Here is a 24,729-nt window from a genome sequence, read left to right on the forward strand (position 1 = left end):
CTCACGGCACCGACACCGATAGAAGCATCAGGCCGGCCTTACCCGGCCGGAGGAAGGTCGCGGGTGGCCGGCCCCTCCAGGACCTGGCCGTCGCTGCTGAACCGGGAGCCGTGCAGCGGGCAGTCCCAGGACTTTTCGTTGTCGTTCCAGTGCAGGATTCCGCCCAGGTGCGTGCAGACTGCGGACAGGCTGCACGTTGTTCCGTTGACGGTTGAGGTGGCAACGGGCTTCCGTTCGCGCATCGCCACGGTGCCGGTGCCCTCTTCGGGCACGGTGCCGTCCGACGGAGGAAGCTTCTGCAGTCTGCCCCAGTCCTTGGCCAGCGTGGCGGCCACCCCCGCGTTGAGGGTCACGGCCGAGGCCGCGCCCGGAGGTGATGTCACCCTGCGGTGGATGGTGTTGGCCCAGGGCAGTTGGCCTCCAAGGATGTCCGCGGCGATGCCCAGGGACGCGGCCACCGCGTTGGTCATGCCCCACTTGTTGTAGCCGGTGCCGAAGAAGATGCGCCCGCGGCCGCGGGGGAGTTTGCCGAAGAACGGCATGAGATTGGTGGCCTGGTAATCCTGCGCGGACCACGTGTGGGTGACACTGGCGCCGGGGAAGTGCTGCTGTGCCCAGGACAGGACGTTCTCCAGATGTTCCTTCTCTGAGCGGGCCTTTCCCACCGGGTGGCCGTTGCCGCCTACCAGCAGAAGATTCTTGCCGTCCGCCGGGTAGTCCCTGATGGAGCGCACGGGCTGTTCCACGGAAATGTACATGCCCTCCGGCGGCGCCGCGTCTCCTGCGAGTTCCAGTGCCGCGGCGTAGGAGCGGTTCGGCTTGAGCTTGGTGAAATACAGGCCGCGGTTCAGGATGGGACTGCCCGTGGCCAGCACCACCGAGTCGGCACGGACCGATCCGTGGTCAGCATGGACGGTTGACGGCGCCGCGCCGGTGACGTTCCGCACCCGCACCCCTGTGACGATCCTGCCGCCATGGCTCCGGACGTCTTCTGCCAGCGAGGTGAGTACGTCCATGGGGTTGATCTGGGCCTGCCCGCGAAGGAGTACGGCTCCCCGGATAGGGAACGGCAAACCCGCATCCCGGACGTAGTCCACCTCGAGATCGGCGGCGAGGGCGGCCGTGAGCTCCGCCCGCACTGCTTCTGTGCCCTGCTGGGTAGCGGCGTACGTGTAAGCGTCGCGCACTTGGAACGGCACGCCGCGCTGCTCCAGGTACCGCAGCAGCCATGCCTGCCCCTCCCTGTTGCCGGACACGTAGGCGTCCACCACTTTCTGGGGGTACTGCTGCCGGAGGGACGACAGTACGGTGCCCTGCAGCAGGGTGACCTTGGCCGTGGTGTTGCCGGTGGCCACGGCGCCCAGGCCGCGCGCTTCCAGGACAAGCACGTTCTGTCCCGAGCGGGCCAATAGCAGGGCAGTGGTCAGGCCGGTCAGGCCGGCGCCCACCACCACGGTGTCATAGGACTCGCCGGGAGTGAACGGGTCGCCGCTGAAAGTGTCGGTGCGGTCCAACCAGAGTGACGTCACGTATCTCAACCTGCCTTTGGCCTGCGTCTTTGTCGCGGGGCGTTCCCGCAGCAGGCCCGGCGCTGGCAGCGGGGACCCCGACGTAATCGTAAGTGTACTTACGAAGTTCGGGCCGGAACAGGCTTGGAACAGGACAGGTTGCTTGAGGCAAACTTTGCTCTAGCGGGCCTGGAATGCGCCGATGCTGAGGAGCTCGATGGAGGCGTTGCTGCAGGCATCCGAGGGCCGGGCCACGAACAGCGATGCCGTGTCCTCCGGCGGGTAGATGCGGAATCCGGCGGCAGGGGTCTTGGTGCAGTCCGGGTAGTTCCCCGCCTGCGTGTAGCGGAGCACCGCGGTGCCTGATTTCCCGGGGGCCAGCAGAACGTCCTGGACGGCAGCGGAGGTGTCGCGTTGGGCCGGGGCCCCGATTGGCTGCCCGTTCGGTCCGGTGGTCAGGGACACGCCCGCGAACCCTTTCAGGTGGCAGGAGGCGTTGCCGCTGTTGGTGAGGATCAGCTCCATGTAGACGCTGCCGGCGGCCCCGCCGCCCGTGGCATCCGTGGTGGCTTTCAGTCCTGAGGCCTTGCACAGCTGGGCGCCGGCGGCGGCGGACTGCAGTGCCTCTGGAGTCGAAGAAGTTGTAGTTGGCAAAGCCGGCTGCGATTGGGAGGTCGAAGAAGAGGACGACGGCGGTGTGGAAGTTTCGGGGGCTGCCTGCGTGCTCGGGGTGGTTGAACCGGTTGCCGGTTCCGTGGTCCCCTGGGTGGCGGGCTGGCTTGGTCCGCAAGCGGTGAGCAGCAGCGCCAGGGCGGCAGCCGCCGTCGTGCATGTCAGTCCGTTGGTGATTCGCTGAGGCCTCATGGCTCTAACATTGCGGGCGTTTTTGCCGGAGTCAACGAAGGCGCGGCGGGGACTCTGATTTGACGTCCGGATTGTGACATCTGCGGGCGGACTTCATCCGTTCGGTCCAAGAGCGCTCCCGCCGACGCTGATGCAACGATAAACCAGCTCGGTAGCGCAGAATTACCTAATTCTGTGGCCAACGTTGCGTTGATCTGCAGTTTTCGGTGTGCCAAAATGATCTTGGTCTCGCTTGTCTTAACCTTGTAGGAATCCACCCCCGCAAGGAATTCCGGCAAGGAAACACCGCTCGTAGTCTGGCCGCGGTCCATCATCACTCCCGTGGCCAGAAGTGTCCCCCGGAAACGGGGGTTGCGCAGGGTTGCGGGGAGACAGCTCGGCACTCGTTCGTGGCAACGCCGCTGCGGACGTTCCTGAAGAGGCGCATCAGTCATTGGTTTCCGGCAACGCCGCCGAAGCCAATAACGATGGGGGCTGAGGTTATGACCGGTTGGCTTGTCCGCTGGAGTCTTAAGTTTCGATTGATTGTTTTAGCCACTGCTGCCGGCATTCTGGGGTTCGGATTAACAACCCTGCCGTCAATGCCAGTGGATAATCTTCCAGAATTCTCTCCGCCACATGTGGAGATCCAAACCGAGGCACTGGGCCTGTCCGCCGTGGAGGTCGAACAGCTCATTACCTCGCCTATGGAGGCCGACCTGCTGAACGGGGTCGCCTGGCTCGACGAAATTCGTTCGAAGTCAGTCCCGGGCCTCTCTTCGATTGAGATGGTTTTTGAGCCTGGCACCGATATCCTCCGCGCCCGGCAGCTCGTCGCAGAGCGGCTGACGCAGGCCTTCGCGCTGCCCAACGTGTCAGCTCCGCCGGTGCTGATGCAGCCGCTCTCCTCAACGAGCCGCGTCATGATGGTCCAGATGTCCTCACAGGACGTGTCGCCAATCGACATGTCCGTTCTGGCCCGCTGGGATGTCAAGCCGGCGCTCATGGGCGTCCCGGGCGTGGCAAACGTTTCCATCTACGGTCAGCGCGAACAGCAGCTTCAGGTGCAGGTGGACCCGAAGCAGCTCAGCGCGAAAAATGTCACCCTTAACCAGGTGGTTGAGACCGCCGGCAATGCGGTGTGGGTTTCCCCGTTGAGCTTCCTGGAAGCATCAACGCCGGGTACAGGCGGCTTCCTCGAGTCCGCCAACCAGCGCATCGGCATCCAGCACGTTCTTCCGATCCGGACGCCGGCAGACCTCGGCAAGGTCAGCGTTGAAGGCGCAGCGGACAAGACGCTGACACTGTCCGACGTGACCACCCTGAGCGAAGACCACCAGCCCCTGATCGGCGACGCTGTCACCGGCAAGACGCCTGGCCTGCTGCTGGTCATCGAGAAGTTCCCGGACACGAGTGTTGCGGACGTGACGCAGGGCGTTGAGGCGGTGCTGGACGGGCTGCGTCCAGGCCTTTCCGGCATCACCGTCGACTCCACCGTGTTCCGGCCTGCCTCATTTGTTGAGTCCGCTGTTGGCAGCCTGGGTCTTGCCCTGCTGGTCAGCCTCCTGGTGGTCACGGCGCTGATCGGCATCGCATTCCGATCCTGGCGGTACGCCCTGCTGGCCTTCGTCGCCATTTCCGTGGCGGCCATAGCGGCGGCGCTGGTGCTGCAGTTCCAGGGAGCGGTCCTGAACGTCATGGCCTTCGCGGGCCTGGTCCTTGCGCTCCTCGTGGTTATCGGCGACGTCATCACCGACCTGCACAGTTTCCGGCGGGAATCGGCCGATGATCGGGTGTCGCGCGAAGCCCTGCTTGCCCACGGGCTGCAACGGTCCCGCGTGCCTGTCCTGTTCGCCGGACTTACCGCGCTGCTTGCCCTCGCGCCAGCGCTGTTTGTCCCGGGTGTGGAGGGGGCGTTCCTGAAGCCCCTGGTGCTGTCCTACCTGTTGGCCACCGCTGTGGCCATGCTCGTAGCCCTGACGGTGACGCCGGCTCTGGCGAGCCTGCTGCTGCGGGGCAACAGGCGGCCACGGCGCAGCCTTTCGGTGGTCCGCAAGGCCCGGCTCGGCTACGAGCGCACGGCGCGGGCCTTCACCGGAGCGGTGGCAACGGTGTTCGCGCTTGCTGCCGCCGCACTGGCCATCGCCGCACTGGCCATCGTCCCCGCTGCAACGAAGGAACTTCCCGTTGTAGCCGCTGTTCCCGACCGGACCCTCCTTGTGGAATGGGCATCCGCGGCGAGCACGGGGACAGACGTGATGAACAGGGTCATGACCAACGCCAGCGAAGAGCTCAGCGGAATCCGCGGAGTTTCCTCCGTGGGCGGCCACGTTGGACGGGCCATCACCTCCGATACCTCCTCCGACGTCAACGCCGGTGAACTCTGGGTGACCATGGAGGACGGCGCAGACATCAGCAACGTGCGCTCTCAGGTGCAGGAAATTGTTGAAGGCTACCCGGGCCTGACGGCAAAGGTGACCACCTACCCGGAGCAGCAGGTTGCTGCTGCCAGCGAAATCGACAACCGCCAGTTCAGGGTGCGCGTGTTTGGTGTGGACCTGGACATCCTCCGGCAGAAGGCAAACGAGATCCACGGAATTCTGTCGCGTACGGACGGTGTGGTTGATCCGCAGGTTGACGTCACGGTAGACCAGCCTGTTGCGGAAATCGAAGTTGACCTCGCCAAGGCGCAGAAGGAGGGGGTCAAGCCTGGTGATGTTCGGCGGGCGGCTGCCACCGTCCTGCAGGGCATCGAGGTGGGGTACCTGTTCGAGCAGCAAAAGGTGTTCCAGGTGATCGTCAAAGGTACAGAAAACACCCGGAACAGCCTGACAAGCGTTACCGACATGATGGTTGACAAGCCAGACGGCGGACAGGTCCGGCTGGGTGACGTGGCCAAGGTCACGCTCCGCCCGAATCAGGCTGTGATCCACCATGACGACACCTCCAGGCGCATTGACGTCGTGGCCAACATCCAGGGCCGCAGCCTCGGTGACGTCACCAGCGACGTCCAGGCCGCCATCAAGGGAATGCAGTTCCCCGTGGAGTACCACGCTGAGATTCCGCCGCAGTACGCCGAAAAGCAGGCGGCCGGCGCCCTCATCTGGTGGCTCGCCCTGGCGGCGGCAGCCGGGATCCTGGTCCTGCTGCTGACGGTCCTCGGCAACTGGCGGCTCGCAGGGCTCGTCTTCCTGCTGCTTCCGGTAGCACTGTCCGGCGGAATCCTCGCCGCCGACCTGAGCGGCGGTTTCGGCTCCGTGTACGTGCTGGTGGCCCTGGCAGCGGTGCTCGCCCTGGCGATCAGGGACGTGGTCATGCTGATGGGAACCTACCAGTCCCTGCAGTCCCGGGCCCCGTCGGATTCCCCGGCGCATCTCATGCGGCAGGCGGCCGGAGAGCGGCTTCTGCCGACTGTTCTGACCACCGTGATCACCGGACTGGCGCTGGTGCCGCTGGTGCTGCTCGGCGGGCCGGTCGGCGGAGGCATGCTCCTTCCGTTGGCGCTGGTTGTGTGGGGCGGGCTTATTACCACTGCCCTGCTGACCCTCTTTATTCTGCCGATCCTCTTCCTCCGCGTTGGTCCACGCACCAACACGGACTGGGGGAGCTCATTGGTGATCAACAACGGACCGGTTCTGGCAGAGAGGTCGGAATTGTCATGAAAAGCAATAGTGATTTTGGCGGCTGGCGTTCTGTTCTGGTGCTGGTTTGCGCAGCATCCATTGGCCTCTCCGGATGTGCCACAGTGAAAACCGCCGCGGCGCCCGCCGGGCAGGCAGCGTCCACCATGGAGAAGGCCGGCCCCGACCTGAACAAACTGACGCTGACAGACAAGGCCGTGGAAAGGCTGGGCGTGACCACGGTCAAGGTGACCAAGGGCGAAGGCAGTCCGCTGCAGGTGGACTACGGCGCGCTGGTCTATGACGCCAACGGAAAGACCTGGGTCTACACCAATCCCGAGCCCCGGACCTACATCCGGGCCGCGGTGACCGTGGAGAAGATTGCCGACAACAAGGTGCAGCTCCAGTCCGGTCCGCCCGTAGGAACCGATGTTGTCACCGTTGGTGCCGCGGAACTTTTCGGCGCCGAATTCGGCACAAAGGGTCACTGACATGCGCCGGATTGTCGGGTTCAGCCTGAAATTCCGCGCCCTGGTGGTGGCCATCGCAGTGGCAATGATGGCGTTCGGCGGCGTCCAGCTCAGCACGGCCTCTGTGGACGTCTTTCCCGAATTTGCGCCGCCGAAGGTGGAGATTCAGACCATCTGCATCGGCCTTACCGCTGCCGAGGTGGAGCAGCTGGTGACAGTTCCGCTCGAAGACGCCCTCAACGGCGTCGAGGGGCTGGACGAGATCCGCTCCAAGTCAGTGGAGCAGCTGTCTTCGATCGTGCTTCTTTTCGCTCCGGGTGCGGACCTGCTCAAGGCCCGCCAGCTGGTTTCGGAGCGGATCGCCAATGTCACGCCGTCGCTGCCCACCTGGGCAGCTCCTCCGGTGATGCTGCAGCCGCTGTCCTCCACCAGCCGGGTCATGAAGATCGGGCTGACGTCGGACCAGCGGTCGCTGATGGAAATGTCCATGATCACATACTGGAAGATCCGCGCGCACCTGTTGCGGGTCCCGGGCGTGGCGAACGTGGCCATCTGGGGCGAACGCCTGCAGATGCTGCAGGTGCAGGCCATTCCGGAGAAGCTGAAGGCCAACGACGTCAGCCTCAACCAGGTCATGGAAGTCACCGCCAACGCCCTGGACGCGGGGCTGCTGCAGTATTCGCCGGGTTCCGTCATCGGCACCGGCGGCCACGTTGAGACGCCCAACCAGCGGATCAGCATCCAGCACGTCCTGCCGATCACCACGCCGAAGGACCTCGCGGAGATCACGATCGAGGAGAAGAACGGGAAGCCGCTCCGCCTCGGTGACGTGGCCAACGTCGTGGAAGACCACCAGGCGCTCATTGGTGACGCCGTGATCAACCAGGGCGAGGGATTGATGCTCATCGTTGAGAAACTTCCCTGGGGCAACACCCTGGAAGTCACGAAGGGTGTGGAAGCGGCGCTGCAGCAGATGGAGCCGGGGCTCAGCGGTATCACCATCGATACGGAGATTTTCCGGCCGGCAACGTTCATTGAGGAGTCGCTGAACAACCTCAGCCGTGCCCTGATGCTGGGCTGCATCCTGGTGGTGCTGGTGCTGGGCGCGTTCCTCTTCCAATGGCGCACGGCGTTGATCAGCCTGATCGCCATCCCGCTGTCGCTGGTGACGGCGGCGTCCGTCCTCTACATCACAGGAGCATCGGTGAACACCATGGTCCTGGCGGGGTTGGTGATTGCCGTCGGGGTGGTGGTGGATGATGCGATCATCGACATCGAGAACATCATCCGAAGGCTCCGGCAGCACCGGGCGGAAGGCGGGTCACGGTCCACTGCTTCCGTGGTCCTGGAGGCCTCACTGGAGGTCCGCGGGCCGATCATCTACGCCACGCTGATCATCATCGCCGCTGCGGTGCCGATCTTCTTCCTGCAGGGACTGACCGGGGCCTTCTTCAGGCCGCTGGCCATCTCCTACACCCTGGCGGTGCTGGCATCGATGCTCGTGGCGCTGACCGTCACACCCGCGCTGGCACTGATCTTCATGCGGAAGGTTCCGCTGAAGGAGCAGGAACCGCCGCTGGTGAGGGTGCTGAAACGCGGCTACCGCGCAATCCTGAGCAAGATGGTGAGGAGGCCCGTGGCGGGCTACGCGACCTTCGGCACCATGGCGGCCATCGGGGCCATCACGGCACCGCTGCTCGGGCAGTCACTGTTGCCTGATTTCAAGGAGCGCGACTTCCTGATGCATTGGCTGACCCAGCCGGGCACGTCGGTGACAGAGGAGTACCGCGTCAGCCAGAAGGCCTGCGAGGAACTGCTGACGGTCCCTGGGGTCCGGAACTGCGGTTCGCACATCGGCCAGGCCTTCAACGCTGATGAGGTCGTGGGGGTGTACTTTGGCGAAAACTGGATCAGCATCGACCCTGCGGTCGACTATGACAAGACGCTGAAGTCCATCCACGAGGTGGTGGACGGCTATCCCGGCATCGTGCGGGACGTCCAGACCTACCTGAAGGAACGGATCCGTGAGGTTCTCACCGGCGCAAGCGACGCCGTCGTCGTCCGGCTTTACGGGGATGATCTGGCGCTCCTGCGTTCAAAGGCCGCGGAAATCCAGACGATCTTTGAGCAGACGGAAGGGACCGTTGCCCCGCATACGGCACTGCAGAAGGATATTCCGCAGCTCAATATCGAGGTTGACCTGGCCAAGGCCCAGAGCTACGGTCTGAAGCCGGGCGACGTCAGGCGGGCCGCGGCGACGATGGTGGCCGGCGAGGAAGTGGGCGACGTGTACCGGGGCGGCAAGGCTTATGACGTCCAGGTCTGGAGCCCGCCGGAGGTCCGGTCCGACATCACCAGCATCCGGAACCTGCCTATCGATACGCCCAGCGGAAAGAAGATCCTGCTGTCCGATGTGGCGAGCGTCCAGGTGAAGCCGACCCCGAACGTGATCCAGCGCGACGCACATTCGCGGCGGATCGACATTGAGGCCAACGTGAAGGAAGGCGCGCTGGGCTCGGTGGTCGCGGCCATGGAGGAGGGGCTCAAAAAAGTCGAGTTGCCGCAAGGCTTCCGGACGCAGATCCTGGGTGAGTTCCAGGAGCGCCAGGCGGCCACCAGCACACTGCTCTCACTCGCCATCGGGGCACTGGCCGTGATCTACCTGCTCCTGCAGGTGGCCTTCGGAAGCTGGCGGCTGGCTACGCTGGTGATCCTCACCCTGCCGATTGCCCTGGTGGGTGGCGTGTTCGCCGCCTTCATGGGCGGAGGGGTGCTGTCGCTGGGGTCCATTGTGGGCTTCCTGACGGTCATGGGCATCGCGGCCAGGAACGGCATCCTGCTCATCAACCACTGCCAGCACCTGGAGAAGTTTGAGGGTGAAAAATTCGGTCCGGAACTGGTGTTGCGGGGTGCCGGGGAACGCCTCTCGCCGATCCTGATGACCACCCTGGCCACGGGGCTTGCCCTGGTGCCGCTGGTGGTCCTGGGGAACATCCCCGGCCATGAGATTGAACATCCCATGGCCCTGGTGATCCTCGGCGGCCTGGTGACGTCCACGCTGCTCAACCTGTTCGTGGTCCCGTCGCTGTACCTGAGGTTCGCCAAGCCGAAGGCCGAGCGGCACCAGGCACCGCCGGAGCCCGTCCTGGCTAACGCCTAGCCACCAACCCGCTGGTCCATCCGCCGCCCACGCCCCGCCATCCGCGGGAACGTGGGCGGCGGTGGTGCGGGGACGGAGTGCGGACCGGTTCCCGCCCGCCGGCGCCGCAGTTCCAGGGCGAGGCTTTCCTGGCCGCGCGCCATTGCCCAGCGGTGGTTGGCGGAGAAGCCGGGTTTCAGCAGCCAGCTGAGCCGCCTCAGCAGCGGCTTCGTGGCGCTGACCTGCCAGTCATACGTGATCAGGACTTCCGGGCCGTCCTGCTCGAATGTCCAGCGCCCGGTCCCGTCCAGATCCCCGGTTGCGCGGATCGCGAAGCCCTTGCTGGTGATCGGTTCGGTGACGGTGAGGGTCCACCGGAGGGTATAGGGGAGCCAGCCCTTGGTGTGCAGCCTCGCCATCCGCCCGACGCCGTTTTCCCTGCCCTCATGGATGGGTTCCACGCTTAGGTACACGGACGGCCACCACCGGGCCAGCCCGGCGGCGTCACCCAGAACCGCTGCCACCTCCTCGGCCGTCCCGGCCACGCGCCAGACCGTGACGAAGGCGTAGTCCGTGCTCCTGGTGCCTTTGGCGTTCATATGGGCCTCCTGCCAGCTCGTGCGCGCGAAAAGATCTGCAACCATTCAAGCGCGTGCCGCCAGTCCGCCATAGACTGCTGGCGTAAGTCACCACGCCCAAATTGAGGAGTAGCGATGAACTACAGCGGAAGCCAGTACGAGAAGGCCGTGACGGCGGGGGAGCTTGACCGCAGCCACGTTGGCCAGACGGTGAGCTTTCAGCCGAACGATTTCACCGTGGTGTTCGGCAGGATCGCCGGAATCGCCCGGACCGACGCCCAGGTGTACCTGACCCTGGACGGGGTCGGCGGCGGCACCCACCTGAAGGATGAGTACGACCTGCCGGTGGGGCACGAGGTGTACGTGCAGCTGGATCCGCTGAGCAGTGCCGGGAAGACCATCTCGGACGCGGAGCGGGTCATCAAGGAGAAGCTGGACGAGATCAGGAAGAACCTCCTCGACCGGGAACAGAAGTCCGGCGCCGAGTAACAGGCCCGGCTGTGGGCCATACAGCGAAGAACCCCGCCGCACAGGAGTGCGGCGGGGTTCTTCTAGGCAACCGCTCCGTGTATGGGGGAACACGGAACGTTCCCGACAAAACTAATGGACAGCTTGCTTAGGTTCCAAATCGGCGCCACCTTTTCCCAAGCCCGTGGCGGTACTATCCCGCTACCGTCGCCGTAACGGGTCTCCTGGATCTACGGCTTCGGTAGGCGGCCCGTTCTGCGAACCGGGGAATGAGCGGGCCGCCGCCCCCGGCGAAACGCAGCGCGGAGAGGTCCCGGATACGACCTTGATGGTCTACGCGAGGAGACCCCCTCCGAGGTTCCCGAGGGGCTGGGACAGTCTTCGCCACGTTAAGCCAAAGACCCCGGCTCCCTCACTACAGAGGGAACCGGGGTCTTCGCTACTTGGCGGTGACGGTGGGATTTGAACCCACGTTGGCTTTTACACCAAACAACATTTCGAGTGTTGCACCTTCGGCCGCTCGGACACGTCACCAACCTGAATAGGGTACCGGAGTAAGGCCCGCATCCCCAAAACGGCATGCTTTTCCGCCGCGGTTCAGGCCGCCGGAGCGGCCACGCCGGGACGCATCTTCCCGGAAATCGGGGCCGGGCACTAGATTCATAAGCAAGATGACTACTTCCCAGCAGCAGACCGAAGCAACCGCATATTGGACCGTGGGTCCCGGCCAGGGTGAACTCCGCACCGAGGAGCTGCCCGTCCCCGGCCCGGAGGAGGCACTGGTGCGCTCGCTGTACTCCGGCATCAGCAAGGGCACCGAACTCGTGGTCCACCAGGCCGCCGTTCCGCCCTGCGTCGCCGAGGAAATGCGCGCCCCGCACCAGGAGGGCTCCTTCCCGTCGCCGGTGAAGTTCGGCTACCTGTCCGTGGGGGTGGTGGAGCAGGGCCCCGCTGACTGGCTGGGGCAGACCGTGTTCTGCCTCCACCCGCACCAGGACCGGTACGTGGTCCCGGTGTCTTCGTTGACCCGCGTTCCCGACGCCGTTCCTCCCCGCCGCGCGGTCCTCACCGGCACCGTGGAAACGGCGGTCAACGCCCTTTGGGAGGCGGGGCCAAGGCTGGGCGACCGCGTCGCCGTGATCGGCGCGGGGCTGGTGGGCGGCATGGTGGCCGCGCTGCTGCGCACGTTTCCCCTCGCGCGGCTCCAGCTCGTGGACCTCGACCCCGCCCGCAAGGACTTCGCCGACGCGATCGGCGTCGACTTCGCCCTTCCGGAGGATGCCCTGCCGGACTGTGACATCGTGTTCCACTGCTCCGCGTCCCAGGGTGGGCTGGAACGCAGCCTGAAGCTGGTGGGGGATGAGGGCGACATCATCGAGATGTCCTGGTACGCCGACCGGAAAATCACGCTCCCGCTCGGTGAGGACTTCCACGCCCGCAGGCTGTCCATCCGGGCCAGCCAGGTGGGCGCCGTGGCGCGGGCCCGCCGGCACCGCCGGACCAACGCCGACAGGCTGGAGCTCGCTGTGTCCCTGCTGGAGGACCCGGTGTTCGACGCCTTCCTTACCGGCGCCTCGGACTTCACCGGGCTGCCCGGCGTGGTTCAGGACCTGGCCGGGGGCCGGCTCGAAGCGCTGTGCCACGTCATTGAATACCCGCCCACGGGAGCCTCCGGCTCCGAATACCCCGTCCATATAACCGAACCCACCGAAACCGCGAGGTAACCAGTGTTCAGCCTGACCGTACGCCGCCACTTCATGATCGCCCACAGCCTTCCCCGCGAGGCCTTCGGGCCCGCCCAGGGCCTGCACGGGGCGACCTTCGTCGCGGAGGTGACGTTCCGCCGTCGTGCCCTCAACGACGACGCCATCGTCCTGGACATCGGCGCCGCCGGCAACATGATCGAGGAGGTGCTGGCCGGGCTCAACTACCGGAACCTGGACGAGCACCCGGACTTCGCCGGCAAACTGAGCACCACGGAGGCGCTGGCGCAGTACATCGCCGACGCCGTCGCAGCGCGCTTGCGGGAGGACACGGACGGACGTGAGCTCGCTGGCCTGGACGTCACCCTTCGGGAAAACCCCGATGCCTGGGCAAGCTATGCCCTTGAGCTCCAGGCCCCCGAGCCCGACCACCGCTGACGCGGCCATGCTGCCCCCGCTACCGGCCCCGCCGCCGGCCATCCGGCTTCTGGTTCCCGCAAATATCCGGCACAACTCCGGCGGCAACGTCTACAACGCAGCGCTGGCGCAGGGCCTCGAGCAACTGGGAACAGAGGTAACCATCCGGCCGGTTGCCGGCAACTGGCCGGTAGGCAGCAAGGAAGAACGACGGCGGCTGGCCGGGTTGCTCGGTGCGGGAACCACTGCAGGCACCCAGGCAGGGGGGCCGGCGGGGATGCCCGCCAACACCATCACGATCGTTGACGGCCTGGTGGCCTCCGGCGCCCCCGAAGCGATGGAGGCGGCCGCCGCGGCAGGCCACGCGCCGTGGGTCCTGCTGCACATGCCCCTGGACGAACACCCGGACCTGGAAGCCCGGGCGCTGCGGGCAGCCGCCGGCGTGATCTGCACCAGCGGCTCCGCCGCCGGCGAGATCAGCCGGCGGCACGGCCTGCCCGGTGTCCGGGCCGCGCTGCCCGGAACCGAACGCGGCCCGGTGGCGGCCGGATCCGATCCGCCACGCCTGCTGGCCGTGGCGGCACTGCTGCCGAACAAGGACCAGTTGATCCTCCTCGGTGCGCTGGCCCGGCTGCAGGATCTCGAATGGACGGCAGCGCTCGTCGGCTCGGCCACTGCGGACCCCGACTACGCCCGCCAGGTCGCGGCCGCAGTAGACCGCTACGGCCTGGGCAGCCGGGTGCAGCTGCCCGGCGAACTGACCGGCGAGGCGCTGGAGCAGCAGTGGAACGCCGCCGACCTGAGCCTGCTGGTCTCCAGGGTGGAGGCTTTCGGCATGGCTGTCACCGAATCGGTGGCCCGCGGCGTGCCGGTCATTGTCCGGGCCGGCACTGGGGCGGTGGAGGCGCTGGGACTGGGTGCGGAAACCGCGCCGGGGCCCCCGGAAGGTGCGGAGCCCGCCCTGCCCGGCGCCGCCGTCGAGCTCGGTGCCGCCGTCGAGCTCGGCCCCGCCGTCGAACTGGGCCCCGCCGTCAAACGCGGCCTTGAACCTGAAACCGGGGAGGCGGACCCGGAGCCGCTGGCGGCCCTGCTGCGCAGCTGGCTCACGGACCCCGGGCTGCGTGCCGAATGGCGGCGGCGCGCCCTGGCCGGGAGGGAACTCCTGCCCGGCTGGGACGCCACTGCCCGGCAGTTGCTCGGCTACGTGGCGCCGAAAGCATCGCCGGTCGGCCATTCCTCGCAACCGCCTGCTGATGGAGAATGAGGCATGACCAGCCACGTCCCGTCTGCCGCCACCCTGCCAGCCGTTGAAGCCCTCACCCCGGAGCTGCTCCGCGCCTGGGCCTGGCACCGGCAGGGGCTCGACGGAACACTCGAAGGCCGCTCGCCGCAGGAGGTGCTCGCCGCCGCGGGCTGGGCGAGGTCCGTGGGCGGCGCCAACCCGTACCTGACCCTCTTCGCCCGCGCCGGAATCCGGCGTGAGCAGGTGGACACGGACGTCCGCGAACTCAAGATCCACGAACTGCCCACCGCCCGCGGCTGCACCTACGTGCTGGGCCGGGAGGACTTCGACTGGGCACTGAGCCTGGGCAAAAACGCCGAAGAGGCCTTCCGGGTGCTGGCCAGGCTCGGCGTCGACCGCGGCGAGATCACGCTGCTGGAGGAACAGATCCTGCACGTCCTCGGCGAAGCCGACGGTCCGCTGGACCCCAGGCAGCTCAAGGAGGAGCTGGGGGAGTCGGTGCGGAGCCTGGGCGAGGAAGGCAAGAAAAAGGGGGCCGCCACCACGCTGCCCACGGCGCTGGGGCTGCTGCAGGCAGACGGCCGGATCCGCCGCGTTCCGGTCAACGGCCGACTGGACCAGCAGCGGTATGCCTACACGCCGTGGGGCCTGCCGCCCAGCCGGCTCGGCCCCGAAGGCGCCCGCGAGGAACTGATTCGCCGCTACCTCGGCTGGACCGGCGGCGCCACCATTAAGCAGTCCCAGTGGTTCTCCGGCTTCACCCTCACCGACAGCAAGGCGGCGCTCGCCGCCGTCGGAGCCGTGGAGGTGCCCACCGCGGCCGGCGAGGTGCTCTGGATGCTGCCGGCCGACGTCGAACGCCTCGCGGACTTCAGTCCGCCGGAAGGGGAACAGATCCAGCTGCTGGCCGGCACCGATTCGCTGGTGCTGCACCGGCGGAACGCGGCGGACCTGTTTGCGGACGAGGACCGGGACCGGAAGCTGCTGAACGCTACCCTGGCGCTGCAGGCGGACCTGCCCGACCATCCCATCTTTGACCGCGGCAGGATCATCGGGCTCTGGCAGTACGATCCCGGTAGGGAAAGGATAGCGGCCTGGCTCTTTGCCGGCCGGACGCCCGCCGTCGAGCAGCGCATCGCCGAGGTTGAGGCGTGGATCCGGGAGGACCTGGGCGACTTCCGCTCCTTCAGCCTGGATTCGCCGGCCTCCCGCCAGGAGCGGATCGACGCGCTGGATTCCGCCCGCTAACTGGCCAGTTAATTGCCGGTGCGGTGCGCCGCGAAAAACTGCCGCAGCAGCATGCCGCATTCCTCTTCCTGCACGCCGGCGTAGACCTGCACCCAATGGTTCAGGCGGCGCTCGCGCAAAATGTCGAACACGGAACCCGCCGCCCCGGCCTTCTCATCCCAGGCCCCGAACACCACACGGTGGATCCGCGCGAGAACGATCGCGCCGGCGCACATGGCGCACGGTTCCAGGGTCACCACCAGCGTGCAGTCCTCCAGCCGCCACCCGTCGCCGCTGCCGCCCTCGAGCGCCGCACGGTCACGCAGCCGGGCTGCGGCCTCTCTTATGGCCACCACCTCGGCGTGCGCGGTGGGGTCCCCGAGGACCTCGCGCTCGTTGCGTCCGGTACCCAGGACCGTTCCGTCCGGACCGATCACGACGGCGCCAATCGGCACATCCTCGGTAGCCAGGGCCCGCCGGGCTTCTTCGAGGGCAAGGCCCATCCATTCCAGGTGTTGCGGATCTGCCGGGGCCATGGGTCAATGATAGTTTCGAAGGATACTTAGCATCGGACAACGCAAGCGCCGGGAGTAACGATGAAGTCCCTGACTGAGCGGTACGGCAGGTGGCTCGGGCCCTACGCGGCCCTGTGGATCACCCTGATCATCGGCGGCTTCCTGGTGGTGGTCCTGACGCTCCTCAGCGCTGAGGTGTACAACAGCGTCGTGGACCAGGACGGCGTCTCGGGACTGGACAAACCCGCCCTCCAGCTGGCCAAGGAGTACCGGAGTCCCGGACTCGACTCGGCCGTTACGGCCTTCACGAACATTGGCGGGGGCATCGGCATGCCCATCCTGGCGAGCATCCTCGTGGCCTGGCTGATCTATGTCAGTCGCAGCTGGCGGCCGCTCATCCTGGTGGGCGGCGCCGCGGCGGTCTCCGTCACCGCCACCAGCGTGGGCAAGACCCTGCTGGGCCGCACCCGTCCCGACCATCTCGACGCCGTTCCGCCGTTCGAATTCTCGCCGTCGTTTCCCAGCGGGCACACGTTGAACACCACCGTGGTGATCAGCATCGTGGTGTACCTGGTGTGCCTGCAGTTCCGGAAGACCTCGGCACGGACGTGCGTGATCATCGCGGGGGCCGCGTTCATCATCGCCATGGGACTGAGCCGCGTGTTCCTCGGCCACCACTGGCTGACAGACGTGATGGCCGCCTGGCTGATCGGTGGCGCCTGGGTTGCCGTGGTGATCCTGGCCCACCGGCTGTTCCATGTCATCCGCCGGCGGGAGCACGCAGGCCCAGCGCCCACGTTCGAGCACCCGGCCCACCTCAAGGACAGCAAAGCCGAACAGAAGGAGCGCCTGCAGGGGACTCCCGACGCCGGGGGAGGAGCCGCAAACCGGGGCGGGGAGCCAAGCCCCGGGTGATAGTTTTGACCCATGCGCACACTCGTCGTGGACCATCCGCTGGTCGCCCACAAGCTCACCGTCCTGCGGGATAAGAACACCCCCTCGCCGGTCTTCCGCGAGCTCACCGAGGAGCTGGTCACGCTCCTCGCCTACGAGGCCACACGCGACGTCCGCACCCAGCCGGTCACCATCGAAACCCCGGTCGCCACCACCGTGGGCACAGCGTTCACCAAACCCACCCCGCTGGTGGTTCCCATCCTGCGCGCCGGACTGGGCATGCTCGAGGGCATGACCAAGCTGGTCCCCACCGCCGAGGTGGGTTTCCTGGGCATGGCCCGCGACGAGGAAACCCTGGACATCATCACCTACGCGGAGCGGCTGCCGGATGACCTTTCCGGGCGCCAGGTCTTCGTGCTGGACCCCATGCTCGCCACCGGCGGAACACTGCGTGAGGCCATCAAGTTCCTGTTCAAGCGCGGCGCCGCCGATGTCACCTGCATCTGCCTGCTGGCCGCTCCGGAGGGCCTGGCCAAGCTGGAGGAGGAGCTCAAGGACGCCAACGTCACCATCGTCCTCGCCTCCATCGACGAGAAGCTGAACGAGAAGGCCTACATCGTGCCGGGCCTGGGCGACGCCGGCGACCGGCTCTACGGCATCGCCGGGTAGGCCCTGCCCGCAGGGTTCGGCCAAGACCCCTGCGCCGGAGGTCTTCCGGAGCGCAGGGCGCCCCGGTTAGCCTGTGCACCATGGACTGGAAACTTGAACTCGTCTTCGTACCCGTCTCCGATGTGGACCGCGCCAAGGATTTCTACGTCAACAAGGTCGGATTTAACGCCGACTACGACGAACGGCCCATGGACGGGCTCCGCTTCGTCCAGTTGACCCCGCCCGGTTCGGGCTGCTCGATCGCCATCGGCGAGGGCCTGAACGACGCTCCTCCGGGCACGGCGCCCAGCTTGCAGCTGGTGGTTAGCGACATCAACAAGGCCCATGACCAGCTCAAAACGAACGGTGTGGACGTCAGCGACGTGGACATCCAGGACTGGGGCCATTTCGTCTACTTCGCGGACCCCGACGGCAATAAATGGGCGGTGCAGTACCTCCCCAACCGACCGAACGGCTGAGTTCCGAAAAACGCGTTGGCACACCGGATGAGGCAGGATGGAAGCCATGAGCCTTCCTGCCCAATCCGCCACCGTCACGCTGACAGCCCGCGCCGTCCTCTTCGACATGGACGGCACCCTGGTGGATTCCACTGCCATCGTGGAGCGTGTGTGGACCGAGTTCGCCGGACGCTACGGCCTGGATATCGCGGAAATCCTCCGCACCTCCCACGGAGTACAGGCGCTGGATACTGTCCGCCGCTTCGCTCCGGAGGGGGCCGACATCCATGCCCTGGCCGCCGAACTGGGACAAATGGAGCTGACCGAGACCGACGGCATCGTCGCAGTGCCGGGTGCGCGGCAGCTGCTCGAGTCCCTGCCAGCCGACGCCGTGGCATTGGTGACCTCGGCATCGCGGGACCTCGCCACCGTCCGGATGGCGGCGGCAGGGGTGGAGATGCCGGCAGCGGTTGTCACGTCCGGGGACGTGTCCCGCGGCAAGCCGCACCCCGAGGGCTACCTGCTCGGCGCGTCCCTGCTCGGGGCACACCCCTCGGAGGCGGTGGTGTTCGAGGACGCCCCTGCGGGCATCGCGGCGGGAGTCGCCGCCGGCATCCGGACCGTCGCGGTGGGCCCGAACACCGGCGTCCTTCCCGACGGCGTGCTGCACATCCCGGACTACACTGCCGTTACCGCCTTGGTGGAAACCGGCGAGGACGGGCGCGCGGCGATCTCCCTGCGGCTGTAGCCAGCATCATCCGTCAGGACAGGTCGTACACCGTGGCGCCGCCGATGGTTTCGGCCTGGAAGGTTGGCCGCCACCCACTCCGAGTTGCGCGCCGCCGCGTCGGACCCGGTTTCACCCTGCATCATGCTTCCGCCGATGAAGTAGTGGATCTTGCCGTCCGCCACGAGCCGCTGGAACTCCTCCAGCGTGGGTGCGGGATCCGTTCCGTTGAAGCCTCCCACCGCCATGACCGGCAGCTCGGCGGCAAGCTGGTAACCGGCCGCGTTGTTGGATCCCACGACGGCGGCGGCCCAGGTGTAGTTTGCCGCGTCCGTTTGCAGCGCTGTCACTAAGGCGTCCGACGGCGTGCTGGTGCCCAGAAGGCCGCCCACTCCACCGCCGCCGCCGAAGCCGCCCTGTGTCCGTGTGCCTGGATTGGCGCCGCCGGGAGTGGCAGTGCCCGGATTCGCAAGCGCGCCCGGTGCTGCCGTGCCCGGTCCCGCCAGGTTGCCCTGCCGGGCAAAGTTGCCCAGCCCGGCCAGGTTGCCGCGGGCTCCGGTCGCGGCCGGCCCGGCGCTGACAATAGCGCCGGAATGGGCAGTCGCCGCGGTGGTCAGCGAGTAGGCCAGCGGTGCGGCGAGGGCCGCCGCGACCCGGCAGCCGCCGTCGTGCGTTGCACAGCCTTGCCCACGCCGCCGCCCGGTGCGAGCGGGACCAGCAGCAGGACCACCGCCAGCAGCGCGAAGATCAGTACCGCCCACCGGAGCCACGGGACGTAGGCGGGCGAGCGGCCCAGCAGTTGAAAGGCCATGGCGCCGGCGGCTGCCACCGCTGCGGCGAGCGGCACCGCCGCGGCCGGCAGGGAACGCCGCTGCCAGAGCAGCGGGCCGCCCAGACCCGCGAGGCCCGCGATTCCCGGTGCCAGGGCCACCATGTAGTACGGCGTTCGGCCGCCTTCAGCGTTCCGTCCGTGCTGGCGTTGTCCGCGACGGTGATGCGGAACGAGTGCGGGAACGTGCCGCGCAGGTAGGCGTGGAGCCGGCGCAGGCATTCCTCCAGGTCGCGTTCCTCGTTGTAGACCGGGATGGTCACGTCCAGGACCGGCACCGCGGTTGCGGTGTCTACGGGCGACCGCCGCGCCTGCCTGCCGAGGGTGTGCGCGGGGGCGTGTCCGGCCGCGCCGGCTCCATGTTGCGCGTGCGGTTGTAGGCGCAACGGTGGTGCGGCCGGGTTCCGGAGTCCTGGTCAGTGATCGTCATGCCTCAACAGTGGCCGCCGCTGTTATGAGGGTTTCAGGGCCAAGCTGTGCGGGGGTTGTGGAAGTGACCCCGGCGCTCGCCGGCCGCAGCACACCAGCCGTTGCTGCCGCTGCGTGGTGGACGCCGACCCCTGCATTTCTGCACCACTTCGCCTGCGGCAGGAAGAGCGGGGACGCAGAAGGACCCCGAATCCTTGCGGATCCGGGGCCCTCGGCACCTAGGGGGTCACGCTAAAGCGGTGCAGAAATGCTCGTCATCGGCCGGCTTGGCCGCGGTAACGCTCAGTACCAGTTGTGGGCGAGGTGCCAGTTCAGCGCGCCACACGGGGAGTCGTAGCGCTCCTTGATGTAGTCCAGGCCCCAGTTGATCTGGGTGCGGTAGTTGGTGCGGTAGTCCGCCCCGGCGGTCGCCATCTTCTCGGCGGGCAGTGACTGGACGATGCCGTAGGCGCCGCTGCTCGCGTTGGTGGCCGTCGTGCGCCACTCCGATTCCTTGGTCCAGAGCCGCTTCAGGCACTGCATCTGGTCTGCAGCCCAGCCGAAGGACCCCAGCTTGCTGGCCGCGTACGCCTGGGCGCCGGCCGGATCATTCAGGGCAACAGGGGCAGCGGCCTTGGCCTTGGCAGCGGCGGCCGTCTTCGCGGCGGCGGCCTTGGCAGCGGCAGCGTTCGCCTTGGCTACCGCGGCCGCGTTGGCAGCGGCGGCATTCTTGGCAGCGGCGGCCTTGACGGCGGCAGCCTCTGCGGCGGCATTCTTGGCAGCGGCGGCCTTGGCTGCCGCAGCTTTCTTGGCAGCGGCGGCCTTGTCGGCGGCGGCCTTGGTGGCGGCCTGGTCCGAGGACTGGGCTGAGAGCGCTGCCGCGGACGGGGCCGGGAGGGCGGATATGAGCGTCTTGTCGAAGCTCAGGGTCTCCCCGGCGTCGGCAGTCGCAGCTGCCGTCGGGGCGGCGGAAGGCGCAGCCTGGTCGGCCGCCTGGCCTGCGGCGCCGACGCCAACGAGCACGGCTGCGGCAGTGGTCAGGACCGCTGCCCGGCGCCCGAAGGACGGAAGGCTAGCGGTCAAGCGGCCCCACCCCGTCGCAGGCCGAACCGGCTCTGCACGGTGACGGGAAATCTTGCGGTCAGACTGCTGGGAGGCGCGATCAGGGCGCGCCTGTGCCTTGAATTCAGACATGGTTGATTGCCTCTCAACACCTGCGGAGTTAGCTGTCGGGTTCGGATGAGGTCATCCGGCCGCACGGAAAATTCACGTGTCGGCTTCACCCCAAGGGCTGATGCGGAAAGCCCGGGACTCTGGTTCCCCCGCCTCTGCCTGAACTAGCGGAATCCGGGAAGCGGCAGAGCTGGGCGTCAATCCGGAGATGCGGCTCTAGTAGCGGCCGCACTCTATCGACCGTACAGGAGGCTTCTGGTTAAGTCACATTTAGGTAACGGGCATCACGACGACGGCGCGGCGCCTTGCGTGGGCAGCCGGACGGCAAATTCCGTCCGGCCAGGCCGGGACGTGACCTCCACCGTGCCGCCGTGCCCCTCCACGATGGACTGCACGATCGACAGGCCCAAGCCGCTGGTTCCCTCGGCCGACGCAACCCCCGGTTCACCCTGCGAATCCGCGGTACGGAGGGCCGTTTGCGCGGCTATGCCGCCGGCAGCAGAACCCTTCGCTGGCGCCGAGGCAGGCGCAACGGAAGCCTGCGCGGGGGTGGCGCGTGACGCGTCTGCGCGGGCGAAACGCGCGAAGACCTTGTCCACGAATTCGGGCGGGATGCCGGCGCCGTCGTCCGTGACAGTAATCACAGCGCTGCCGTCCGCCGAGCGCATGACCCCGGTGGTCACCGTGGTGCCGGGCGGGGTGTGCTTGCGCGCATTCGAGAGCAGGTTGACCAGCACCTGGTGCAGCTGCGATGCGTCGCCCCGAACCGACACCGGTTCCTCGGGAAGGTCGAGGTGCCACGCCCGGTCCGGTGCCATGACTTTTTCGTCGCTTACGGTCTCAATCACGAGCTGCGTAAGGTCCACGTCGCTGAGCTTGAGGGGCTGCCCGTCGTCGAGCCGGGCCAGCAGCAGGAGGTCCTCCACCAGGGCCGTCATGCGTTCCGACTGGCTCTGCACGCGTGCCAGGGACCGCTGGCCGTCCGGAGTGAATTTTTCGGTCATGCGCATCAGTTCCGTGTAGCCGCGGATGGCCGTGAGCGGCGTGCGGAGCTCGTGGGAGGCGTCCGCCACGAACTGCCGCACCTTCATTTCGCTTTCCTGCCGCGCCTCCAATGCGTTGGACACGTTGTCCAGCATCTGGTTCAGGGCGTGACCCACGCTGCCCACTTCGGTCCCGGGATGGGCGTTCGACGGCGGGACGCGGACGGCGAGTGCCACCTCACCGGCGTCGAGCGGCAGACGCGACACCTGGGTGGCCACCTCGGAGAGCTGCTCCAGCGGTTTCATGGTGCGGCGGATGAGCACCGTCCCGGCCAGGCCGATCAGCACGAGGCCGCCCAACGAGACGATGGTGATGGTCCACACCAGCGACGTCAGGGTGTTCTGCTTTTCCGCGAGGGGGAGCCCGGTGACGATCACGTCCCCGTAGGGCGCCTGGGCTGCGACCAGGCGGTAGGTGCCTGAGGACAGCGTGCGTTCAACCGGCACGCCGTCGCGGCGGAGCCCCAGGAGGACCTGGTCGTCCGCGGCCGACAGTGAGGCGAGGGTGGCGTCGGTGGCAATGAAACCTGCGCTGATGACGGTGCCGTCCTCGATCCGCGCCGTCACGGTGCCGACCCGCTGGCCGCGGGCGCCCAGCGGGTCGGGCTTGGTGCCCGGGTTGCCCTGCGGTGGCCGGCCGAACTCGCTGGAGCGGTGGGCCGCATCCGAGAGCTGCTTGTCCAGCTGCTGGGTCAAATAGGAGTCCATCGAGGCGTAGCTGAACAGGCCGATCGCGCCGCAAATGGCCACCAGAAGCGCCATGGCAACGAGGACCAGGCGCGTGCGGAGGTGCCAGGTGTCCGGCTTCAGCCAGCTTCGGCGCTGGGTACGGACTGCACCGGAATGGTTTGCCACGGCCTACTCTGCCGGCTTGATGACGTAGCCCGCGCCGCGGACCGTGTGGATCATCGGCGGGTGCACGGCATCCACCTTTTTGCGCAGGTAGGAGATGTACAGTTCGACGATGTTGGCCTGGCCGCCAAAGTCGTAGTTCCACACCCGGTCCAGGATCTGGGCCTTGCTGACCACGCGTTTGGGGTTCTCCATGAGGTAGCGCAGGAGCTCGAACTGGGTGGCTGTCAGCTGCAGCTCGTCGCCGGCGCGGGTGACTTCGTGTGTGTCGAGGTTCAGGACGAGGTCGCCCACCACCAGCTCGGCGGAGTCCATGGCGGCGACGCCGGAGCGCTGAACCAGCCGGTGCAGGCGCAGCAGGACTTCCTCCATGCTGAACGGCTTGGTGACGTAGTCGTCGCCGCCCGCGGCGAGGCCCACGATGCGGTCCTGCACCGCATCCTTGGCGGTGAGGAACAGGGCCGGGACCTCCGGCGCGAAAGCGCGGATCCTGCCCAGGAGCTCAACGCCGTCGAACCCGGGAAGCATCACATCAAGCACCAGAACATCCGGGCGGAACTCCTTGGCGAGCTTCACGGCCTCCGGGCCGTCGGCAGCGATGGCCACCGACCAGCCGGCCATGCGCAGGCCCATACTCATGAGTTCTGAGAGGCTCGGCTCGTCGTCGACCACTAGGGCGCGGATGGGGGATCCGTCCGGGTGGGTCAGCTGGGGAAGGTTGTTGGTCATGGAGTGCGAAGTGGCCATGGGACAACTCTCCGTCCTAGTGTTTAGCCGCCGCTTTGGCAACCCTGTGCGCCGGCTGTGAATCCCAGCCTAGCGAGCTGAAAGGCACCGCCTACGCATTTTTCAGGTCACAGGCATGGCTCTTGCGCGGCACAGGCCAAACACAGAAAGGCTTTCCAGTCTGGCACGGACACTTCCGCACCCCTAAGGAGAAACGCAATGAGCGGACAGCAGCACGCACCTGTTCCAGAAACCACGCCCCTGCCTCCGGTGCCGCAGCCGGATGGGTACTCATACCAGCCAGGGCCGGCGGCCGGCAGGGATGCCGATTCCGGGGCCGGCCCTGCCGGACCTGCGGAACCCGACACTGAGCCGGTGACCTCCCTGGGCACGTTCTCCGCGGGAAGCGCCGCCCCGAATACCGCACGGCACGCTGTATCGAACTCTGCCGCCCAGGCAGACGATCCCAACTCTCGGGCCCCTAACTCTCCGGCCCCGTACGCGGGCTGGGGTACGGGCCCGGCCCAGCCGTCGGCCGCCGGCGGGGGTAGGGCCGGCAGCAAGCCCTGGACCATGAAGCGCGGGCTGGTCGTGGCCGGAGCGGCCACGGATCTGGCCGCTGACGCCGGAGCCACCGTTCATGACAGCGGCCGACATCGTTTCCGGAGCCGCTGTGCGGATTGTGGCAGGCAAGGACGGCTCGGCATCTCCGGCGGAGAGCGTGCAGGTGAGCGGCACCACACAGTCCGGCGGAAGCACCGGATCGGGCGGAAACACGCAGTCAGGAGGAGCCAGCGGCACCGGCCAGTCCAGCTAATTGCATCGGCGAGCGGATGGAAGGGGGAGGGCGCGGCGCCCAGACGAACCGGGCGTCCCGCCGTCGTGCTGACGAAATTTGACCACGGCCCCAACCCGCGCTCGGCGGAAAAATCTTCCTCGGGAGCGCGTCATAGCTGGACAACCAGCGAATCGCGGCTGCGGGTTTTCGGCATCTCGAATGTCATTGAATATTCAGCGAGTTTTATTGGAAAAATCGAAGAAGATTCCGCAGGAGCTGCTTTCCGACCGTCCGTTCAGGAAAATAAATCGAAAAATCAGCCAACGACAAAACTGTGAGTTATCACACAATCGAGCCGTTTGTCTCAGCATGCGGACAGTACCGTCCATTGTTACTTGCAAGTTTTCATTGTTACGTTGCACACTTTCAAATGTGAACAAGAACTCAACAGCACCTGCAGCC

Annotated in this window: 24 protein-coding genes, 1 tRNA gene and 1 riboswitch; of the genes, 14 read left to right on the forward strand and 11 right to left on the reverse strand. The window is 66.9% G+C overall.

The genetic code is table 11. The features are described 5' to 3' along the window. Positions 1-38 precede the first annotated feature (38 nt). Positions 39-1,529, reverse strand: a complete 1,491-nt coding sequence (locus ACHMXB_RS20690; protein WP_395401500.1) for an FAD-dependent oxidoreductase — start codon at positions 1,527-1,529, stop codon at positions 39-41. A 159-nt stretch (positions 1,530-1,688) separates the two neighbouring features. After that, on the reverse strand, positions 1,689-2,372 hold the full coding sequence (locus ACHMXB_RS20695) for a DUF4232 domain-containing protein (protein ID WP_395401502.1): 684 nt from the start codon (positions 2,370-2,372) through the stop codon (positions 1,689-1,691). A gap of 482 nt (positions 2,373-2,854) precedes the next feature. On the opposite strand from ACHMXB_RS20695, the gene ACHMXB_RS20700 reads away from it, so the two are divergent. From ACHMXB_RS20700 to ACHMXB_RS20710, 3 genes are read left to right on the forward strand one after another with little or no spacing between them, the layout of a single operon-like run. After that, positions 2,855-6,013: an efflux RND transporter permease subunit gene (locus tag ACHMXB_RS20700; RefSeq protein ID WP_395401504.1), complete on the forward strand. Its 3,159-nt coding sequence runs from the start codon at positions 2,855-2,857 to the stop codon at positions 6,011-6,013. Further along, positions 6,010-6,462 (forward strand): hypothetical protein, encoded by a 453-nt coding sequence (locus tag ACHMXB_RS20705; RefSeq protein WP_395401506.1) that lies wholly within the window; start codon positions 6,010-6,012, stop codon positions 6,460-6,462. The genes ACHMXB_RS20700 and ACHMXB_RS20705 overlap by 4 nt, the downstream gene beginning before the upstream one ends. A gap of 1 nt (position 6,463) precedes the next feature. Next, positions 6,464-9,601: an efflux RND transporter permease subunit gene (locus ACHMXB_RS20710; protein ID WP_395401508.1), complete on the forward strand. Its 3,138-nt coding sequence runs from the start codon at positions 6,464-6,466 to the stop codon at positions 9,599-9,601. Here ACHMXB_RS20710 and ACHMXB_RS20715 read toward each other — a convergent pair. Beyond that, a complete protein-coding gene (locus ACHMXB_RS20715) occupies positions 9,598-10,179 on the reverse strand; it encodes an SRPBCC family protein (RefSeq protein ID WP_395401510.1) in 582 nt (193 codons plus the stop codon). The two genes, ACHMXB_RS20710 and ACHMXB_RS20715, sit on opposite strands and share 4 nt — an antisense overlap. A gap of 114 nt (positions 10,180-10,293) precedes the next feature. On the opposite strand from ACHMXB_RS20715, the gene ACHMXB_RS20720 reads away from it, so the two are divergent. Continuing rightward, complete coding sequence (locus ACHMXB_RS20720; protein WP_395401512.1) at positions 10,294-10,647, forward strand: hypothetical protein; 354 nt, start codon at positions 10,294-10,296, stop codon at positions 10,645-10,647. Between the two features lie 423 nt (positions 10,648-11,070). Here ACHMXB_RS20720 and ACHMXB_RS20725 read toward each other — a convergent pair. Next, a tRNA-Ser gene (locus ACHMXB_RS20725) sits at positions 11,071-11,160 on the reverse strand. A gap of 137 nt (positions 11,161-11,297) precedes the next feature. Here ACHMXB_RS20725 and ACHMXB_RS20730 point away from each other — a divergent pair. Genes ACHMXB_RS20730 through ACHMXB_RS20745 form a run of 4 tightly spaced genes read left to right on the forward strand, consistent with a single transcriptional unit; the run spans position 11,298 to position 15,237 of the window. Further along, entirely contained in the window at positions 11,298-12,350 is a 1,053-nt protein-coding gene (locus ACHMXB_RS20730; protein ID WP_395401514.1) for a zinc-binding alcohol dehydrogenase, read from the forward strand. Positions 12,351-12,353: 3 nt separating this feature from the next. After that, positions 12,354-12,767 carry a 6-pyruvoyl trahydropterin synthase family protein gene (locus tag ACHMXB_RS20735; protein ID WP_395401516.1) on the forward strand — a complete coding sequence of 138 codons (414 nt, stop codon included), beginning with the start codon at positions 12,354-12,356 and terminating at the stop codon, positions 12,765-12,767. A 7-nt stretch (positions 12,768-12,774) separates the two neighbouring features. Then, a complete protein-coding gene (locus ACHMXB_RS20740) occupies positions 12,775-14,010 on the forward strand; it encodes a glycosyltransferase family 4 protein (RefSeq protein WP_395405385.1) in 1,236 nt (411 codons plus the stop codon). 3 nt (positions 14,011-14,013) lie between these two features. Continuing rightward, a complete protein-coding gene (locus tag ACHMXB_RS20745) occupies positions 14,014-15,237 on the forward strand; it encodes a DNA glycosylase AlkZ-like family protein (RefSeq protein ID WP_395401518.1) in 1,224 nt (407 codons plus the stop codon). A gap of 8 nt (positions 15,238-15,245) precedes the next feature. Here ACHMXB_RS20745 and ACHMXB_RS20750 read toward each other — a convergent pair whose 3' ends face one another. Further along, entirely contained in the window at positions 15,246-15,752 is a 507-nt protein-coding gene (locus ACHMXB_RS20750) for a nucleoside deaminase (RefSeq protein WP_395401520.1), read from the reverse strand. A gap of 60 nt (positions 15,753-15,812) precedes the next feature. Here ACHMXB_RS20750 and ACHMXB_RS20755 point away from each other — a divergent pair, with 60 nt between their 5' ends. From ACHMXB_RS20755 to ACHMXB_RS20770, 4 genes are all read left to right on the forward strand, one after another. Continuing rightward, positions 15,813-16,646: a phosphatase PAP2 family protein gene (locus ACHMXB_RS20755; protein ID WP_395401522.1), complete on the forward strand. Its 834-nt coding sequence runs from the start codon at positions 15,813-15,815 to the stop codon at positions 16,644-16,646. Positions 16,647-16,658: 12 nt separating this feature from the next. Further along, entirely contained in the window at positions 16,659-17,294 is a 636-nt protein-coding gene (gene upp, locus ACHMXB_RS20760; RefSeq protein WP_395401524.1) for a uracil phosphoribosyltransferase, read from the forward strand. An 80-nt stretch (positions 17,295-17,374) separates the two neighbouring features. Then, positions 17,375-17,752: a VOC family protein gene (locus ACHMXB_RS20765; RefSeq protein ID WP_395401526.1), complete on the forward strand. Its 378-nt coding sequence runs from the start codon at positions 17,375-17,377 to the stop codon at positions 17,750-17,752. A 46-nt stretch (positions 17,753-17,798) separates the two neighbouring features. Further along, entirely contained in the window at positions 17,799-18,479 is a 681-nt protein-coding gene (locus ACHMXB_RS20770; RefSeq protein ID WP_395401528.1) for an HAD-IA family hydrolase, read from the forward strand. Here ACHMXB_RS20770 and ACHMXB_RS20775 read toward each other — a convergent pair. From ACHMXB_RS20775 to ACHMXB_RS20800, 6 genes are all read right to left on the reverse strand, one after another. Next, complete coding sequence (locus tag ACHMXB_RS20775) at positions 18,410-19,219, reverse strand: hypothetical protein (RefSeq protein WP_395401530.1); 810 nt, start codon at positions 19,217-19,219, stop codon at positions 18,410-18,412. The two genes, ACHMXB_RS20770 and ACHMXB_RS20775, sit on opposite strands and share 70 nt — an antisense overlap. Then, entirely contained in the window at positions 19,206-19,565 is a 360-nt protein-coding gene (locus ACHMXB_RS20780; protein ID WP_395405387.1) for a glycosyltransferase, read from the reverse strand. The genes ACHMXB_RS20775 and ACHMXB_RS20780 overlap by 14 nt, the downstream gene beginning before the upstream one ends. A 14-nt stretch (positions 19,566-19,579) precedes the next feature. Beyond that, a complete protein-coding gene (locus tag ACHMXB_RS20785) occupies positions 19,580-19,717 on the reverse strand; it encodes a hypothetical protein (RefSeq protein WP_395405399.1) in 138 nt (45 codons plus the stop codon). 281 nt (positions 19,718-19,998) lie between these two features. Continuing rightward, positions 19,999-20,889, reverse strand: coding sequence for a hypothetical protein (locus tag ACHMXB_RS20790; RefSeq protein WP_395401532.1), 891 nt, complete (start codon positions 20,887-20,889; stop codon positions 19,999-20,001). Between the two features lie 3 nt (positions 20,890-20,892). Continuing rightward, a riboswitch (cyclic di-AMP (ydaO/yuaA leader) is annotated at positions 20,893-21,048 on the reverse strand. Between the two features lie 104 nt (positions 21,049-21,152). Beyond that, positions 21,153-22,766: an ATP-binding protein gene (locus tag ACHMXB_RS20795; protein WP_395401534.1), complete on the reverse strand. Its 1,614-nt coding sequence runs from the start codon at positions 22,764-22,766 to the stop codon at positions 21,153-21,155. A 3-nt stretch (positions 22,767-22,769) separates the two neighbouring features. After that, a complete protein-coding gene (locus ACHMXB_RS20800) occupies positions 22,770-23,510 on the reverse strand; it encodes a response regulator transcription factor (protein WP_395401536.1) in 741 nt (246 codons plus the stop codon). A 619-nt stretch (positions 23,511-24,129) separates the two neighbouring features. On the opposite strand from ACHMXB_RS20800, the gene ACHMXB_RS20805 reads away from it, so the two are divergent. Together ACHMXB_RS20805 and ACHMXB_RS20810 are read left to right on the forward strand one after the other, a co-directional pair. Then, a complete protein-coding gene (locus ACHMXB_RS20805) occupies positions 24,130-24,306 on the forward strand; it encodes a hypothetical protein (RefSeq protein ID WP_395401538.1) in 177 nt (58 codons plus the stop codon). 65 nt (positions 24,307-24,371) lie between these two features. Further along, entirely contained in the window at positions 24,372-24,605 is a 234-nt protein-coding gene (locus tag ACHMXB_RS20810) for a hypothetical protein (RefSeq protein WP_395401540.1), read from the forward strand. The last annotated feature ends 124 nt before the right edge of the window (positions 24,606-24,729 follow it).

Origin of the sequence: Arthrobacter sp. UC242_113 (genome assembly GCF_044054585.1) — a bacterium.
GTDB lineage: Bacteria > Actinomycetota > Actinomycetes > Actinomycetales > Micrococcaceae > Arthrobacter.